The organism is Candidatus Desulfolinea nitratireducens, from assembly GCF_982879505.1.
In genome coordinates, this window is the sequence record NZ_CEYOSI010000089.1 from 1 (window position 1) to 12883 (window position 12883).

Annotated in this window: 12 protein-coding genes; 8 read left to right on the forward strand and 4 right to left on the reverse strand. The window is 48.3% G+C overall.

Annotated features, from left to right (window positions below; translation table 11 throughout):
- Nucleotides 1-185 precede the first annotated feature (185 nt).
- Nucleotides 186-764: a hypothetical protein gene (locus AC3DOM_RS09415; protein ID WP_487918789.1), complete on the reverse strand. Its 579-nt coding sequence runs from the start codon at nt 762-764 to the stop codon at nt 186-188.
- Nucleotides 765-847: 83 nt separating this feature from the next.
- On the opposite strand from AC3DOM_RS09415, the gene AC3DOM_RS09420 reads away from it, so the two are divergent.
- Together AC3DOM_RS09420 and AC3DOM_RS09425 are read left to right on the forward strand one after the other, a co-directional pair.
- A complete protein-coding gene (locus AC3DOM_RS09420) occupies nt 848-1387 on the forward strand; it encodes a GbsR/MarR family transcriptional regulator (RefSeq protein ID WP_487918790.1) in 540 nt (179 codons plus the stop codon).
- A gap of 237 nt (nt 1388-1624) precedes the next feature.
- Complete coding sequence (locus AC3DOM_RS09425; protein WP_487918791.1) at nt 1625-2530, forward strand: SDR family oxidoreductase; 906 nt, start codon at nt 1625-1627, stop codon at nt 2528-2530.
- A gap of 66 nt (nt 2531-2596) precedes the next feature.
- Here AC3DOM_RS09425 and AC3DOM_RS09430 read toward each other — a convergent pair whose 3' ends face one another.
- From AC3DOM_RS09430 to AC3DOM_RS09440, 3 genes are read right to left on the reverse strand one after another with little or no spacing between them, the layout of a single operon-like run.
- A complete protein-coding gene (locus AC3DOM_RS09430; RefSeq protein WP_487918792.1) occupies nt 2597-3862 on the reverse strand; it encodes a glutamate-5-semialdehyde dehydrogenase in 1266 nt (421 codons plus the stop codon).
- Nucleotides 3863-3878: 16 nt separating this feature from the next.
- Entirely contained in the window at nt 3879-4988 is a 1110-nt protein-coding gene (gene proB, locus AC3DOM_RS09435; protein WP_487918793.1) for a glutamate 5-kinase, read from the reverse strand.
- Nucleotides 4989-5044: 56 nt separating this feature from the next.
- Nucleotides 5045-7741: a CBS domain-containing protein gene (locus tag AC3DOM_RS09440; protein ID WP_487918794.1), complete on the reverse strand. Its 2697-nt coding sequence runs from the start codon at nt 7739-7741 to the stop codon at nt 5045-5047.
- Between the two features lie 465 nt (nt 7742-8206).
- On the opposite strand from AC3DOM_RS09440, the gene AC3DOM_RS09445 reads away from it, so the two are divergent.
- From AC3DOM_RS09445 to proS, 6 genes are all read left to right on the forward strand, one after another.
- Nucleotides 8207-8965, forward strand: a complete 759-nt coding sequence (locus AC3DOM_RS09445; protein ID WP_487918795.1) for an SDR family NAD(P)-dependent oxidoreductase — start codon at nt 8207-8209, stop codon at nt 8963-8965.
- Nucleotides 8966-9343: 378 nt separating this feature from the next.
- The gene (locus AC3DOM_RS09450) at nt 9344-9661 is read left to right on the forward strand and encodes a hypothetical protein (protein WP_487918796.1); all 318 of its coding nucleotides are present in this window, start codon (nt 9344-9346) and stop codon (nt 9659-9661) included.
- Nucleotides 9658-9960 carry a helix-turn-helix domain-containing protein gene (locus AC3DOM_RS09455; RefSeq protein ID WP_487918797.1) on the forward strand — a complete coding sequence of 101 codons (303 nt, stop codon included), beginning with the start codon at nt 9658-9660 and terminating at the stop codon, nt 9958-9960. Before AC3DOM_RS09450 ends, AC3DOM_RS09455 begins: the two co-directional genes overlap by 4 nt.
- A gap of 219 nt (nt 9961-10179) precedes the next feature.
- Nucleotides 10180-10476 carry a MazG-like family protein gene (locus tag AC3DOM_RS09460; protein WP_487918798.1) on the forward strand — a complete coding sequence of 99 codons (297 nt, stop codon included), beginning with the start codon at nt 10180-10182 and terminating at the stop codon, nt 10474-10476.
- Between the two features lie 126 nt (nt 10477-10602).
- Nucleotides 10603-11160, forward strand: coding sequence for an LOG family protein (locus tag AC3DOM_RS09465; protein WP_487918799.1), 558 nt, complete (start codon nt 10603-10605; stop codon nt 11158-11160).
- 62 nt (nt 11161-11222) lie between these two features.
- Entirely contained in the window at nt 11223-12662 is a 1440-nt protein-coding gene (gene proS, locus AC3DOM_RS09470) for a proline--tRNA ligase (protein WP_487918800.1), read from the forward strand.
- Nucleotides 12663-12883 lie beyond the last annotated feature (221 nt).

Here is a 12883-nt window from a genome sequence, read left to right on the forward strand (position 1 = left end):
TCGCAATTGTTTCAAACATTGAAAGACCCATGTAATTCATACTAATTTATTCCTCCCGAGGAAGTGAGATTAAATAAATTTTAGGCATTTCAGCCTAAGATTTTCGAACAGGAGGATTTTACAGGGGGGAAGCAAATGTGTCAAGCCATTTTTTTTCACGCAGAGGTAAAATCCCCTGTTATGGCTTATTTTTTGATGACCTGAATAGGTGACTCACAAAAAACAGAAAGCTCTATTGCCGTTGCTACGGCTGCCTCAGCATCATGACCAAGATGAAGCGCGGCAAGTGCAAAATCCATCCCGGCACCGATCGCTTCATAAGAGACGACGGTCTCGATCAGCCACTCATGAATGGAAAAAACTACTCCCCCAGTTCCAATAAAATAGGAGTTGGTAATCTCTCCACGGTCAGTACGTTTTTTTTTCCATTCAGCAAATTCTCCCCAAAATTCCAATATACCCTCTTCAGTGGCTGATGCGGGCTGATGGGTTTTAGCAAAAATATGCAGGAGGCTGCTTTCCTCGGCAAGACCAACAGAGCCGATGACCATATTATTAATTTCAAAGAGCTTGGAACGTCCGGTATTATTCTTCGTTTGGGTATATCCGCGCACCGAAATTGAATCCGCGGCAATTTCATAGCCCTTTTTTGTAATTTTACAAGCGACAACAGACATAGAACCTCGTATTATAGAGTCAGTAAAATAAATTTCGCTAGAGTATAGCATAGAGGGAAAAACTATCCAAACTTTAGTAGATTTCATTATCACTTGACATTCAATGTTATTTACTGTATAGTTTATTTAGTATTTACTAAACAAACTATATCAAACAAAGAGAGTATCTTATGCCAATCACTCCACTTGCAGAAATCAAAGAAAATTTTATCCAGGGATTAAGCCAGATCAGCCAATATTGGGGATTCCCCAAAAGCATGGGAGCGATCTTTGCGGTGCTTTACATCTCTCCCTCAGCCCTCTCGCTGGACGAGATTGTCGTGCATACAGGTTTTACCAAAGGTGCGATCAGCACTGGTGTCCGTTCCCTGGCGCGGATGGGATTGATCCATCGTCAATCCAAACTTGGTGACCGGAAGGATTACTATATTGCAGAGAGTGATTTTTACAAGGCGATCCGAACCATTCTGAAAGGACGTGAAAACAGCGAGTTTGATCGCGCGTTATCTTCGGTCAGGGATACACTCGGAGAGCTGGAATCAGGCACAAGTACCTCAGGCAAAGCGGAAGAATGGAATTTTGTGCATGAGCGTGTGGGAGAAATGCAATCCTTTTTCGATGGGTTGGATAATCTCGTCCGGGTTGTGGCTGCACTCGATACGATGAATCAGAATACGGTCCAGAAGGTGGTTGGGCTGTTGAAGAAATAATTGACCCAAAAGAACCCGTTCCCTCGCAGGGAACGGGTTCTTGATACACAATGACAGCCTGATACGGTCCAGAAAATAAATGGGCTCTTGAAGAAATAATTAAGGGTACAGCTCCTGAACGGAGCATAGCGCAGACGAAGGACGTTTAAATGGAAGCCGCTCTTCGACTACTCCTACGCTAAAAATATCGCTTCGGTTCCGCTCAGAGACTGATATAAATTTTATAAGGAGAACAATATGAAAATAGCGGTAACTGGAGCATTTAGCTACACAGGAAAATATATCACTCAACGACTACTGGCGCGGGGAGATGAGGTGATTACATTAACGGGGCATCCTAATAATCCTGATCCATTTAATGGGAAAGTAAAAGCTTATTCTTTTGATTTTGACGAACCAGATAAGCTGGCAGAAACGCTCAATGGTGTGGAGATCCTTTTCAACACCTATTGGGTGCGTTTTTCTCACGGCAAGAATACGCATGAGCAAGCGGTTTCAAATACACTGACGCTTATCCGTGCAGCAGAGCAGGCCGGTGTAAAACGGATTGTACATACCAGCATCACAAATCCAAGCCTGGATTCGCATCTGCCATATTTCAGTGGTAAAGCAAAATTGGAAAAAGCGATTAAGGCATCTTCCCTGGGATATGCGATTTTGCGTCCAACGGTTTTATTTGGGGATGAGGATATCCTGGTCAATAATATCGCCTGGCTGCTGCGGAAATTTCCCCTTTTTGGCTTGCCCGGCAATGGGAGCTACCGGTTGCAGCCGATCTTTGTCGAGGACTATGCGGATTTGGCCGTGGACCTGAGCACTCGCAAAGAGGATATCATCACTGACACAGTCGGGCCAGATATTTTCAGCTTCGAGGAAATGGTACGGTTGATCGCCGCTGAAATTGAACGACCAGCGCGATTGCTAAAGATGCCTCCCAAGTTGGCCTTATGGGCATCCCAGATCATCGGCGCCTTTGTCGGGGATGTGGTGCTAACCCAGGATGAGGTCGACGGCCTGATGGAGGGCTTGCTGGTTTCCTCGGAACCACCACTGGGGAAGACGCATCTGGCTGATTGGTTGAAGGAGAATAATCATAGCGTGGGAATGAAATATGCTTCGGAAATGAAAAAGCATTATCGGTAACATAAAGAGACTTCCGAGTTCTTCGAGAACTCGGAAGTCTAATATCTCATTACGACTATCCTTAGCCTACCCTCTTACATGCCCATCACCAAGTACAATCCACTTATAAGTTGTGAGCTCCTCCAGCCCCATCGGTCCTCGGGCATGTAATTTTTGCGTACTCACTGCCACTTCTGCCCCCAATCCAAATTGCCCACCATCATTAAACCTCGTGCTGGCATTAACAAAAACAGCTGATGAATTAACTTCATCAACAAAGCGGTTGGCATTTTCCAGATCATTGGTCAAAATCCCATCTGAATGTTCCGTGCTATGTTGATGAATATGCGCAATGGCATCATCAAGGCCGTCAACAATTTTTAATCCCAATATCAAAGACAACCATTCCGTATCAAAATCATCTTCCCCCGCTGGATGCACTTCTGCCAGGTGATCACCATTATTCAGGATGGAAAAAGCTTCAGGCGCCGCTCTTAAAACGACCTTGCTTTTTGCCAACCGAGCAGCCATCTGAGGAAGAAATTCTTCTGCAACAGCCCTATGCACCAAAACTGTATCCAATGAATTGCATACACTGGGACGCTGTACTTTGGCGTTTTCGATAATATCAAGAGTTTCCGCCAAATTCGCAGAAGCATCCACGAAGATATGGCAGATCCCCATCCCACCGGTAATAACGGGGATGGTTGATTCTTCTATGCACAAACGGTGCAATCCTGCCCCACCACGGGGAATAATCATATCTATATATTGATCCAATTTTAAAAATTGTGGCACTAGCGCGCGATCTGGATCATCAATAATTTGAACTATTGACGGGGGCAAGCCCGCTTTTTCCAACGCGGTTTGGATTATTTTTACGAGGGCCAAATTGCTCCGCAAGGTTTCTTTGCCACCTCGCAAAATAGCAGCATTCCCTGTTTTCAAGCTGAGCGCGGCAATATCAATGGTCACGTTAGGTCTTGCCTCGTAGATGACACCCAAAACCCCAATTGGGATGCGGCGTTTGCTCAAACGGAGACCATTCGGAAGAACACGCGCTTCGATAACAGATCCGACCGGGTCAGATAGTTCCGCAACGCCGCGTGTATCATCAGCGAGCGCACCGACGCGTTTTTTTGTAAGAAGCAACCTATCCAATATGGCCGGGCTCAAACCAGCAGCTTTCCCGTCAGCAATATCTTTTTCATTTTGAGCCAATACAAAATCTGCTTGCGCTTCTATTTCATCAGCAATCAGGTGTAAGACAGCATTTTTCTGCTCAGTTTTCATTGTTGCCAATACGCGACTAGCAGCTTTTGCATTTTTACCCATTTCTATTAGATTTGCCATATTCTTTCCTTTACTATTATTCACTCAATAAAATTAAATCGTTGCGATGAACGGCAACAGCACCATAAAAATATCCTAAAATTTCCGTGATCTGCTCTGAACGTTTCCCTTTAATATGATCGAGGTCGTCGCTCCCATATCTGGCAATACCACGTGCTAATTCTTCACCGTCAATAGTAAGGATGGATATCGTTTCTCCACGCCGGAAATCCCCTTCTACACTCAGAATACCGGCAGGCAGCAAGCTCCGTCCATTTTGAATGAGTGCCTGAGCCGCGCCCTTATCAATGATCAGCTTTCCCGGAGAAGAGCGGGTCAATATCCAGCGTTTTCGACTCTCGAGCGGTGTGGATAGTGCGCGGAAACGTGTCCCAACCGATTCTTCCCGAAAAATGCGCGTGATGATTTTTGGCGCGCCTCCCGCTGCGATAACAACATCCGCACCGGCGCGACGAGCGTAGTCCGCGGCTTTTAATTTTGTGATCATGCCGCCGGTCCCCAACCCTGTGTGGCTTGGACTGATCTCAACATCCGCAATTTCATCTATATTGCTAACTTCGGCGATCAGTTTGGCATCTGGATTTTTTCGCGGATCAGAGGTGAATAAACCTGGCTGGTCAGTTAACATAACAAGAAGGTCTGCATCTGCCAGCATAGTCACCATTGCAGAGAGATTATCATTATCACCCAGTTTGATCTCCTCAGTGGCGACTGCGTCATTCTCATTGATTATGGGAATAACCCTCTGCCCCAGCAAGGCGTCCATGGTATCTCGCGCATGGAGATAACGAGATCGTCCTTCTATATCGGATCGGGTCAGCAAAATCTGCCCAACCTGAATATCATATATTTCGAAGAGTTGCTCCCACACCTGCATTAGGCGACTCTGGCCAACAGCAGCGAATAACTGCTTACTTGCCATAGTAGCAGGGAGTTCAGGAAATCCCAGCCGTTCTTTGCCAACCGCAACTGCACCAGAGCTAACAATGATTATCTCAATGCCCTTGCGATGCAACTCTGCGCATTCGCTGACAATATTGATCATTTTGGGGCGGTCTAATTTTGGGCTGCCGCTGGTGAGAACACTCGTCCCAATTTTGATGATGATACGTTTATAGTTTTTCATGGGTTTATTATGGGAGAATCTTACTTTAATACGGATCTAAGGAAATTAATAATTCCTCAGTTATCGCTTTTTTTGAGCAACCTCTCCAACAGGGTAATTTCTTCTTTCGGTGTCTTGATCTCCCCATCCAGCCAGGCAGCGCGGAGACGGGTAAGGATCTCGCGATAACGCGGTCCCGGTTTGAGGCCGCGTTCCTGGAGATCGTCACCACCCAGGGTCGGCTGGACATATCTCCATTTGGCAAGATATTGACCGATCGAATCATGCAGCGTGTCATCGGCGGGGCAAAGGAAAGCCGCGTAAAGTGCGAGAGGTGAAATCCCATCCAGACGAGAGGTCCAATCGCTGATCTTTGCATCTTTGAGGGCCGGTGAATCGTCGAAAAGTTCTCCCACGGAAAGCAAAGCAGATTTCAACGCAGCTTGAAAGCGGAGCTTTTTGCTCACGGCATGCAATCCTTTTACGGGAAGAGGCAACAACCAAACCAGGTATCCCAGGGCCAGACGTTTGGGAAGATTGGCAATGCTCGGTAAATCACCAAAATCGCGCGGTGGCGGAGCGTTGAGGGCGTTATTTAAACGGCCAGCAAGCCCCTGATCCCGTGTCAGTGAGGGAGAAATTGCTTCCAGCAACCCCAAATCTGAAAGACGGGAAAACATCGCTACAGCGCGTGGCTCATTCAGGATCAAATCCAGTTCATGGCGGATACGTTGTCCGCTTAATTTGCCCAAAAGCGGGCGAGCTTCATCCATCAACTCTTGCGTGCGCACGCCAAGGGAAAAACTAAAGCGCTGCTCAAATCGGACGGCGCGCAACATGCGGGTGGGGTCATCGACAAATGAGAGCGAATGCAACACGCGCACAAGACCACGCTCAAGGTCGGCCAGGCCGCCCCAATGATCGTGCAGCTCGCCATAATGTGTCCCGTCAAGACGCAGGGCAAGCGTATTAATCGTGAAGTCACGGCGATGCAAATCTAGTTTAATGCTCCCCTGTGAAACGGTCGGAAGGGCGGTAGGACTTTTATAAAACTCTGTCCGGGCGGTGATGAAATCAAGAAAGGTTGGAAGGTTGGAAGCCTTAATTTTGCTCTCGGTGGAGTCCTCGCCGCCGAGGACGGCGACTTGAGCATCACTTTCAAACTTTGACCCCTTAAGAAACCATTTTGCCGTCCCAAAGCGGGAGTGAGTGGTCACCCGTCCGCCGTATTTTTCAGCCAGTTTATGGGCCAGCGATATCGCATCCCCTTCCACAACAATATCAAAATCAAGGCTGGGACGGTCAAGCAAAAGATCACGCACAAATCCGCCAACCACATACAGGGCCACTTGTTCACCGGCGGCAGCTTCGGCTACTTTCCGAATCAGATCAAGCCGCGAAGGAGGCAGAGATTTTTTAAGGAGTTTTCCAAAGTCAGCTTCTGCAGCGCGGGGAGAGTGCGGGGCGAGGGTTTTGAGCAAATCGGTGCGGGTCACGATCCCGATCACCTCACCCTCCTCAACCACGGGAATCTGTCCCCAGCCGCTATCCATCATCAGGGTTTGGAGAGTCGGAAGAGAATCATCCGGAGCAACGATCACCTCTCCAGCCTCCATCAGACTGGCAGCGGTCAGCGTGAGGTGATGGGCTATTGCCCGATCCACCGAACGTCGGTTGAGCAGCCCAACCACTTTCCCATTGTCCACTACAGGATAGCCCTCATAGCCAAACCGCTGCATTTGCTGGGCAGCTTCTTCAACCGGGGTATCAGGGGAAATAACCTGCGGACCACGAGACATGATCTCGGCAACCGTGATTGGAGGCTGGACCCTGGCCGGGAGCAGCTCAAGGAGTTGTCGGCAGGGCACGCGTGTGGAATTCGGCCTGCTACCCTCACCCCTGCCCCCTCTCCCTGAGGGAGAGGGGGATTCCTGACGAATGAGCGCAGCCGCCGCACGGGGGTGTCCACCACCACCAAATTCAGCAGCAATCTTCCCGACATCGATATGATCGGTTCTAGAACGGGCAACAAGGCGAATCCCTTCAACAGTTGATACAAGGATGAAAAGGGCATCGGGATCAAGCAGATCGCGAAGCTTATGCGCCAGCGTGGATACCTCCTCTTCCAAATCTTCAGCGTCGGCGCAGGCAATGATGATCTGATGTCCATTGATCTCGTGAGTTTCCGCGTTTGCACTGAGGATATCGTAAATGATGCGCTGCTTTGGCGAGAGAGGCGGGTTGAGAAATTCTGAGGCAATTTTCAGGCTGGCACCCTGCTCCAGGAGCCAGGCTGCCGCGCGGACATCCCGTGGGGTTGTGCTGACATAGGATAATGATCCCGTATCTTCATATATGCCGAGCAGGAGCAAAGTTGCATGGGGCACAGAAAGATGCTCATCGGTCTGACGCAAACTTTCGGTCAGGAGGGTGACCGTCGCGCCGACATCTTCCACGATCACTTCCCAATCGGCAGAAAGATTTTCACGAAGCGGATGATGATCGACAACCCGAATGCGCGTCTTCTTTCCCATACCTTTTAGGGTCACAAGGGATTGGGTATCCACAAGTAAAGCGGATTCTATCTTTTCACCTGAGAGGTCACGAGGGTCAACAAAAGGAAATTCACGCCCATAGAGGGTGAGAAAGGCCCGCAAATTGCGATTAAGCCGACGCGGCAAAACAGGCACGGCCTGCTCATCGAGCAAGGAGGCGCAAAAGAGGGAGGCCAGGGCGTCGAAATCGGCCTGTTCGTGGGTCAGAATAACGTGCATGAGTTGATTTTATCATGTAGAATGGGATGAAGAATATTCGAAATTTAGAAACTGGAAAAGAACATATTTCCTGAAAACTAAATTAGACTTCTTACAAAAGTCCCTTTTTCACATTGCTCTAGCCGCCGTCCTTTGCGTCGCATCCTTTAGGGCGGCGGCGGGGACGCCGCTGGGAGCAAATATGCAAGAGGTCTAGTATAGAAAGGCTTAAGGGAACAAATAACAATGAAAAATGTACTTGAATCAATTTGGACTTATTTGAAAGATTGGTGAAACTGGCTATCTCATGGACTGGTTGGGGTTGGCATCCTGGCAGTGGGATTACTTCTGCCAGTTAAACCCATCTACAGGATTATTATCCTGTTCTTAATTATCGGTTTCAATATTATCCGGATGAGGCTGAGCGAGAAGAAAGCCAAAGAATTAGAAGCTTTGAAAAGTGCCAATAACTAAAAGGAGATTTTGATGAATTTTCAAGGAAAACGAGTACTGATCACCGGCGGTTCACGTGGAATTGGCAAGGCTTGCGCACAGGCTTTCGCAGAGCGGGGTGCAAAGGTGGCGATCAATTACCTTCACAATGCAGAGGCTGCCAAAGAAACACAGGCCACCCTGAAAGGTGGACCGCATATTCTTGTTCAGGCGGATGTCTCAAACCCTGCCCTGATCGAGGGGATGATCGTGGAAACCGTCAAAGGTTTGGGCGGTTTGGACATCGTCGTCAATAACGCCGGGATTTCGCAGGTTCACCCGATCGATAAAGTCAGCTACGAAGAATGGCAGGATACCTGGCAACTGATCTTGTCAGTCAACCTGGTCGCACCGGCAAATGTGATCTATTGGGCTTCTCAATTTATGCGTGCAAACGGCGGCGGGCGGATCGTAAACGTCTCCTCGCGCGGCGCATTTCGGGGTGAGCCTGAAATGCCTGCCTACGGCGCAAGCAAGGCCGGCCTGAATGCAATGACCCAATCCCTGGCCCAAAAACTGGCTACAGAGAATATCTATCTTGGTGTGGTTGCCCCTGGATTTGTGGAAACAGACATGGCTGCAAGCAAGTTATCTGGCCCCCAGGGAGATTTTATCCGCAATCAGAGTCCTCTCGGGAGAGTCGCACAGCCCGAGGAAGTTGCCTATGCGGTCATTTTCCTCGCGGCGGAAGAATCGCGCTTCTCGACGGGGACGATCATTGACGTGAATGGAGCGAGTTATTTGAGAGGGTAGTTAACCGGTCGTCTTTGTGATCGTGACACTTGGGCAGATGTTCGCGCATCAGATATTAGTAACCTGCTTCCTAATTTGGTAAATCTGCAAAGCAATTAGAACATCTCGCCATCTATGTTTGACTATGACTAGACTAGCAAAATGCTACAAATTGTTGATTCCACGTTTTATTTCTTTTTACGACATATTAATTTTAATGAAATTGCCGATGAGATCCCTTGCCCCCATTAATATAAATTCAATCAGCTAATATCTCAAAGTTCCCTATTCAGTTTTATCTCGCCTCGTCAATTGCGACTCCCATACCTAGCGAGCCATTAAATAATATTTCATATTACCTTGACAAATATACGCCATTGGCGTATATTTTATTTATCCATGATAATCGTTGAAACCTCTGTTTTTACAAAACAAGTACAGAACTTCCTCACAGACGATGAGTACCGAAAGCTTCAAACACTATTGGTAAATCGTCCTAATTCTGCACCAATTATCAAAGGAAGCGGAGGGTTACGTAAAATCCGTTGGTTGGTGAGGGGAAAGGGGAAGCGTGGTGGCGTTCGCGTTATTTATTACTGGGCTGTTGAAGAAGATAAATTGCTTATGCTTTTCATTTACACTAAAACCAGGACAAGCGACTTGACCCCATCTCAGCTTAAAGTATTAAGAGAAATAGTAAAGGAAGAATACCCATGAAAGATGAATTATTCGATGAATTGGTAGAAAGCGTTCGAGAAGGTGGTGCGATTTTACGCGGGGAGACCCCACCTGCTCGCGCGTTTGAAGTGGATGGACTGAATGTGAAGCGGATCCGATCTGGATACCAACTTTCGCAAAGGGAATTTGCCGCATTGCTAGGTATCAGCGTGCGAACTCTCCAAAATTGGGAGCAGGGACGTAGAAAACCTGAAGGCACCGCGAGGGTTTTATTACAAATAGCGGATAAACATCCCGAAGCTGTCTGGGATGTTGTGCGTCCCATCGCTCAGGATTAATACGTTTTTCGGTTATAATCTCGCCATGTTTAAACCACCGGTCCCTACCTCGCATCATATTTCACTTGCCATCTCTGGATAGGTCCACTTTTGCATATCAACCAAGGGCTCCCGGAAATGGTGAGCCCTTTTTATTTTCCCTCACCCTACCCCTCTCCCACAGGGAGAGGGAATCTTAGGCAAAGTGACAGACGGGGGAGGGATTTAAGAGAGAACTTAATGGAAATTTCTGAACTCACAGAATTAATGCATAATTTTGTCCGCTCAAAGGGCTGGTACAAGGCTGACAGCAAACGCCCGCAGACTCCGCGTAATCTATCCATCTCATTGGCTTTGGAAGCCGCGGAGATCCTGGAACATTTTCAATGGAACGAGGCTTTCGATAAGGAAGAACTTTCGGAAGAACTCGCCGATGTTGCACTTTACCTGCTACAATTGGCGTCAATTGCTGAGATAGATTTAGAGCAGGCGATTTTGGATAAACTGAAAGTGAACGCATCCCGCGATTGGGATTAGTTCAATAATTCACCACAAAAGCTCAAAGAACACAAAGAAAAGCATTTTTATAAGGCGATTCTAAGAACGCCCTAACAGACGAACAACGAATATCGAATAACGAATAACGAGTAACGAGTATTAAAAATGAAAATAACTGTCTTTGGCGGATCAGTGCCAAAACCCGAAGAAAAAGCCTATTCTGACGCTCAGCAGCTTGGTCGTCTCCTCGCAAATCAGGGTCATAGCGTGATGACAGGCGGATATATCGGCACGATGGAAGCCGTCAGCCGGGGCGCATCCGAAGCGGGCGGACATGTCATCGGTGTCGTTTGCGATGAGATCGAGGCCTGGCGGGATGTGCGTCCCAATCATTGGGTTGAGGAAGAATGGCGCTTCCCAACGCTCAAAGAGCGGCTGAACGCCCTCATCGAACGCTGTGACGCCGCCTTTGCGCTACCCGGCGGTCCCGGAACACTGACTGAAATTTCGCTGATGTGGAATCAACTGATCATCAAAGTCTTGCCTCCTACACCACTGATCCTGATCGGGAAGGGCTGGCAGACCCTTTTCAATCAGGCTTTCTATACCGAATTGGGTGATTACGTCGCACAATCTCAACGTGACCTGCTCCAATTCGCTCCCGATGTTCAATCTGCTGTAACCCTGCTAGAAGGTTCGCAAGTTGAAAGGTTTGAAAGTTAACAATTTCAAGCTGACAACCTTCGAACATTCAAACTGCAAACCTTAAAACTAAAGAGGAAATAATGGCTGACGATAAACTTACCCCCCAATCTGAAAACTTCTCCGAGTGGTACAACCAGCTCGTCCTGAAATCAGAGCTGGCCGACTACGCCCCTGTGCGCGGTTGCATGGTTGTACGCCCCTATGGCTGGACGCTCTGGGAAAATATGCAAGCTGGCCTCGACCGCCGTTTCAAGGAAACCGGGCATGTTAATGCGGCATTCCCAACGCTGATACCTATGTCGTTCTTTGAAAAAGAAAAAGATCATGTCGAAGGTTTCTCTCCTGAATTGGCTGTCGTTACTCATGGCGGCGGAAATGAACTGGAAGAAAAATTGGCCTTTCGCCCCACCTCCGAAACAATCATCGGTTACATGTACAGTAAATGGATCCAATCATGGCGTGATCTGCCCGTACTGATCAATCAATGGGGCTCCGTCTTGCGTTGGGAATTACGCACAAGACTTTTCCTGCGCACTGCGGAATTTTACTGGCAAGAAGGGCATACTGCCCATGCAACATCTGATGAAGCGATGGAAGAAACCTATAAAATGCTGGATGTCTACGCAGATTTTGCGATTAATGATTGCGCGATCCCCGTGATAAAGGGGCGAAAATCTGAAACTGAACGGTTTGCTGGCGCACAAATGACAACAGGCATTGAGGCGATGATGGGCGACACCAAAGCCCTACAATCTGGCACATCCCATTACTTTGGGCAAAATTTTGCCAAAGCCTTTGATATCGATTTCCTGAACAAGGAAAATGAATTAGAGCATTGCTATACGACTTCATGGGGCTTGTCTACACGCATGATCGGCGCACTCATCATGGTACACGGCGACGACCAGGGTCTGATCATCCCTCCCAAGATCGCCCCCTTCCAGGTTGTGATCGTACCCATCTTCCGCAAAGACGAAGAGCGCGAGAAGGTTATGCCTATTGTTGATAAGGTATTTGCCGAACTCAAAGAGGCCGGCATTCGCGTAAAAGTGGATGACCGCGACCAGGTTTCCCCCGGATTCAAGTTCAATGATTGGGAGATGCGCGGAGTGCCCCTCCGGATGGATATCGGCCCCAAGGATGTGGAAAAAGGATCGGTCGCGCTGGCAAGACGGGATCTCCCCGGGCGTGACGGAAAGTCCTTCGTCTCACAGGATGGCTTACCTGCTGTCGTTACCGAAATGCTGGAAACGATCCAGGCATCCCTGCTTGAAAAAGCGACCGCATTTCGGGACGCCAATATCCACGAACCCAAAGATTACGACGAGCTGAAGGAAGTCGTCAAAAAAGGATGGGCTCTCTCCTGGTGGTGCGAATCTGCTGAATGCGAGGCCAAGGTAAAAGAGGATACCAAGGCCACCACCCGTGTAATTCCCCTTGACCAGCCCGAAGACGAAGGAAAATGTATCGTTTGTGGAGAGAAGGCTGAGAAGAAAGTATATTTCGCAAAGGCGTATTAAATACCACTAAACAATTCCTCCCGTAGGATACCGGGACGGTGTGAGCGGAGGGCGAATGAAATGAGCATGTAGTCGCCTGTACTCGAAGGGTGAAGGACGGGTTTCCAAGAACCGCTCTTCACCCTTACGGGTACAGGCGACTGCGCTCCGCTCAGAGACTGGAAATAATCAAATGCCCGCAATTGACCTGGCTCGACTCAAAAAACAAACCGCTCGGTTGG

Excerpts from the sequence above, each read along its gene's own strand:
- AC3DOM_RS09415 (WP_487918789.1), bottom strand. The coding sequence starts at position 764 with ATGAAATCTACTAAAGTTTGGATAGTTTTTCCCTCTATGCTATACTCT.
- AC3DOM_RS09420 (WP_487918790.1), top strand. The coding sequence starts at position 848 with ATGCCAATCACTCCACTTGCAGAAATCAAAGAAAATTTTATCCAGGGA.
- AC3DOM_RS09425 (WP_487918791.1), top strand. The coding sequence starts at position 1,625 with ATGAAAATAGCGGTAACTGGAGCATTTAGCTACACAGGAAAATATATC.
- AC3DOM_RS09430 (WP_487918792.1), bottom strand. The coding sequence starts at position 3,862 with ATGGCAAATCTAATAGAAATGGGTAAAAATGCAAAAGCTGCTAGTCGC.
- proB (WP_487918793.1), bottom strand. The coding sequence starts at position 4,988 with ATGAAAAACTATAAACGTATCATCATCAAAATTGGGACGAGTGTTCTC.
- AC3DOM_RS09440 (WP_487918794.1), bottom strand. The coding sequence starts at position 7,741 with ATGCACGTTATTCTGACCCACGAACAGGCCGATTTCGACGCCCTGGCC.
- AC3DOM_RS09445 (WP_487918795.1), top strand. The coding sequence starts at position 8,207 with ATGAATTTTCAAGGAAAACGAGTACTGATCACCGGCGGTTCACGTGGA.
- AC3DOM_RS09450 (WP_487918796.1), top strand. The coding sequence starts at position 9,344 with ATGATAATCGTTGAAACCTCTGTTTTTACAAAACAAGTACAGAACTTC.
- AC3DOM_RS09455 (WP_487918797.1), top strand. The coding sequence starts at position 9,658 with ATGAAAGATGAATTATTCGATGAATTGGTAGAAAGCGTTCGAGAAGGT.
- AC3DOM_RS09460 (WP_487918798.1), top strand. The coding sequence starts at position 10,180 with ATGGAAATTTCTGAACTCACAGAATTAATGCATAATTTTGTCCGCTCA.
- AC3DOM_RS09465 (WP_487918799.1), top strand. The coding sequence starts at position 10,603 with ATGAAAATAACTGTCTTTGGCGGATCAGTGCCAAAACCCGAAGAAAAA.
- proS (WP_487918800.1), top strand. The coding sequence starts at position 11,223 with ATGGCTGACGATAAACTTACCCCCCAATCTGAAAACTTCTCCGAGTGG.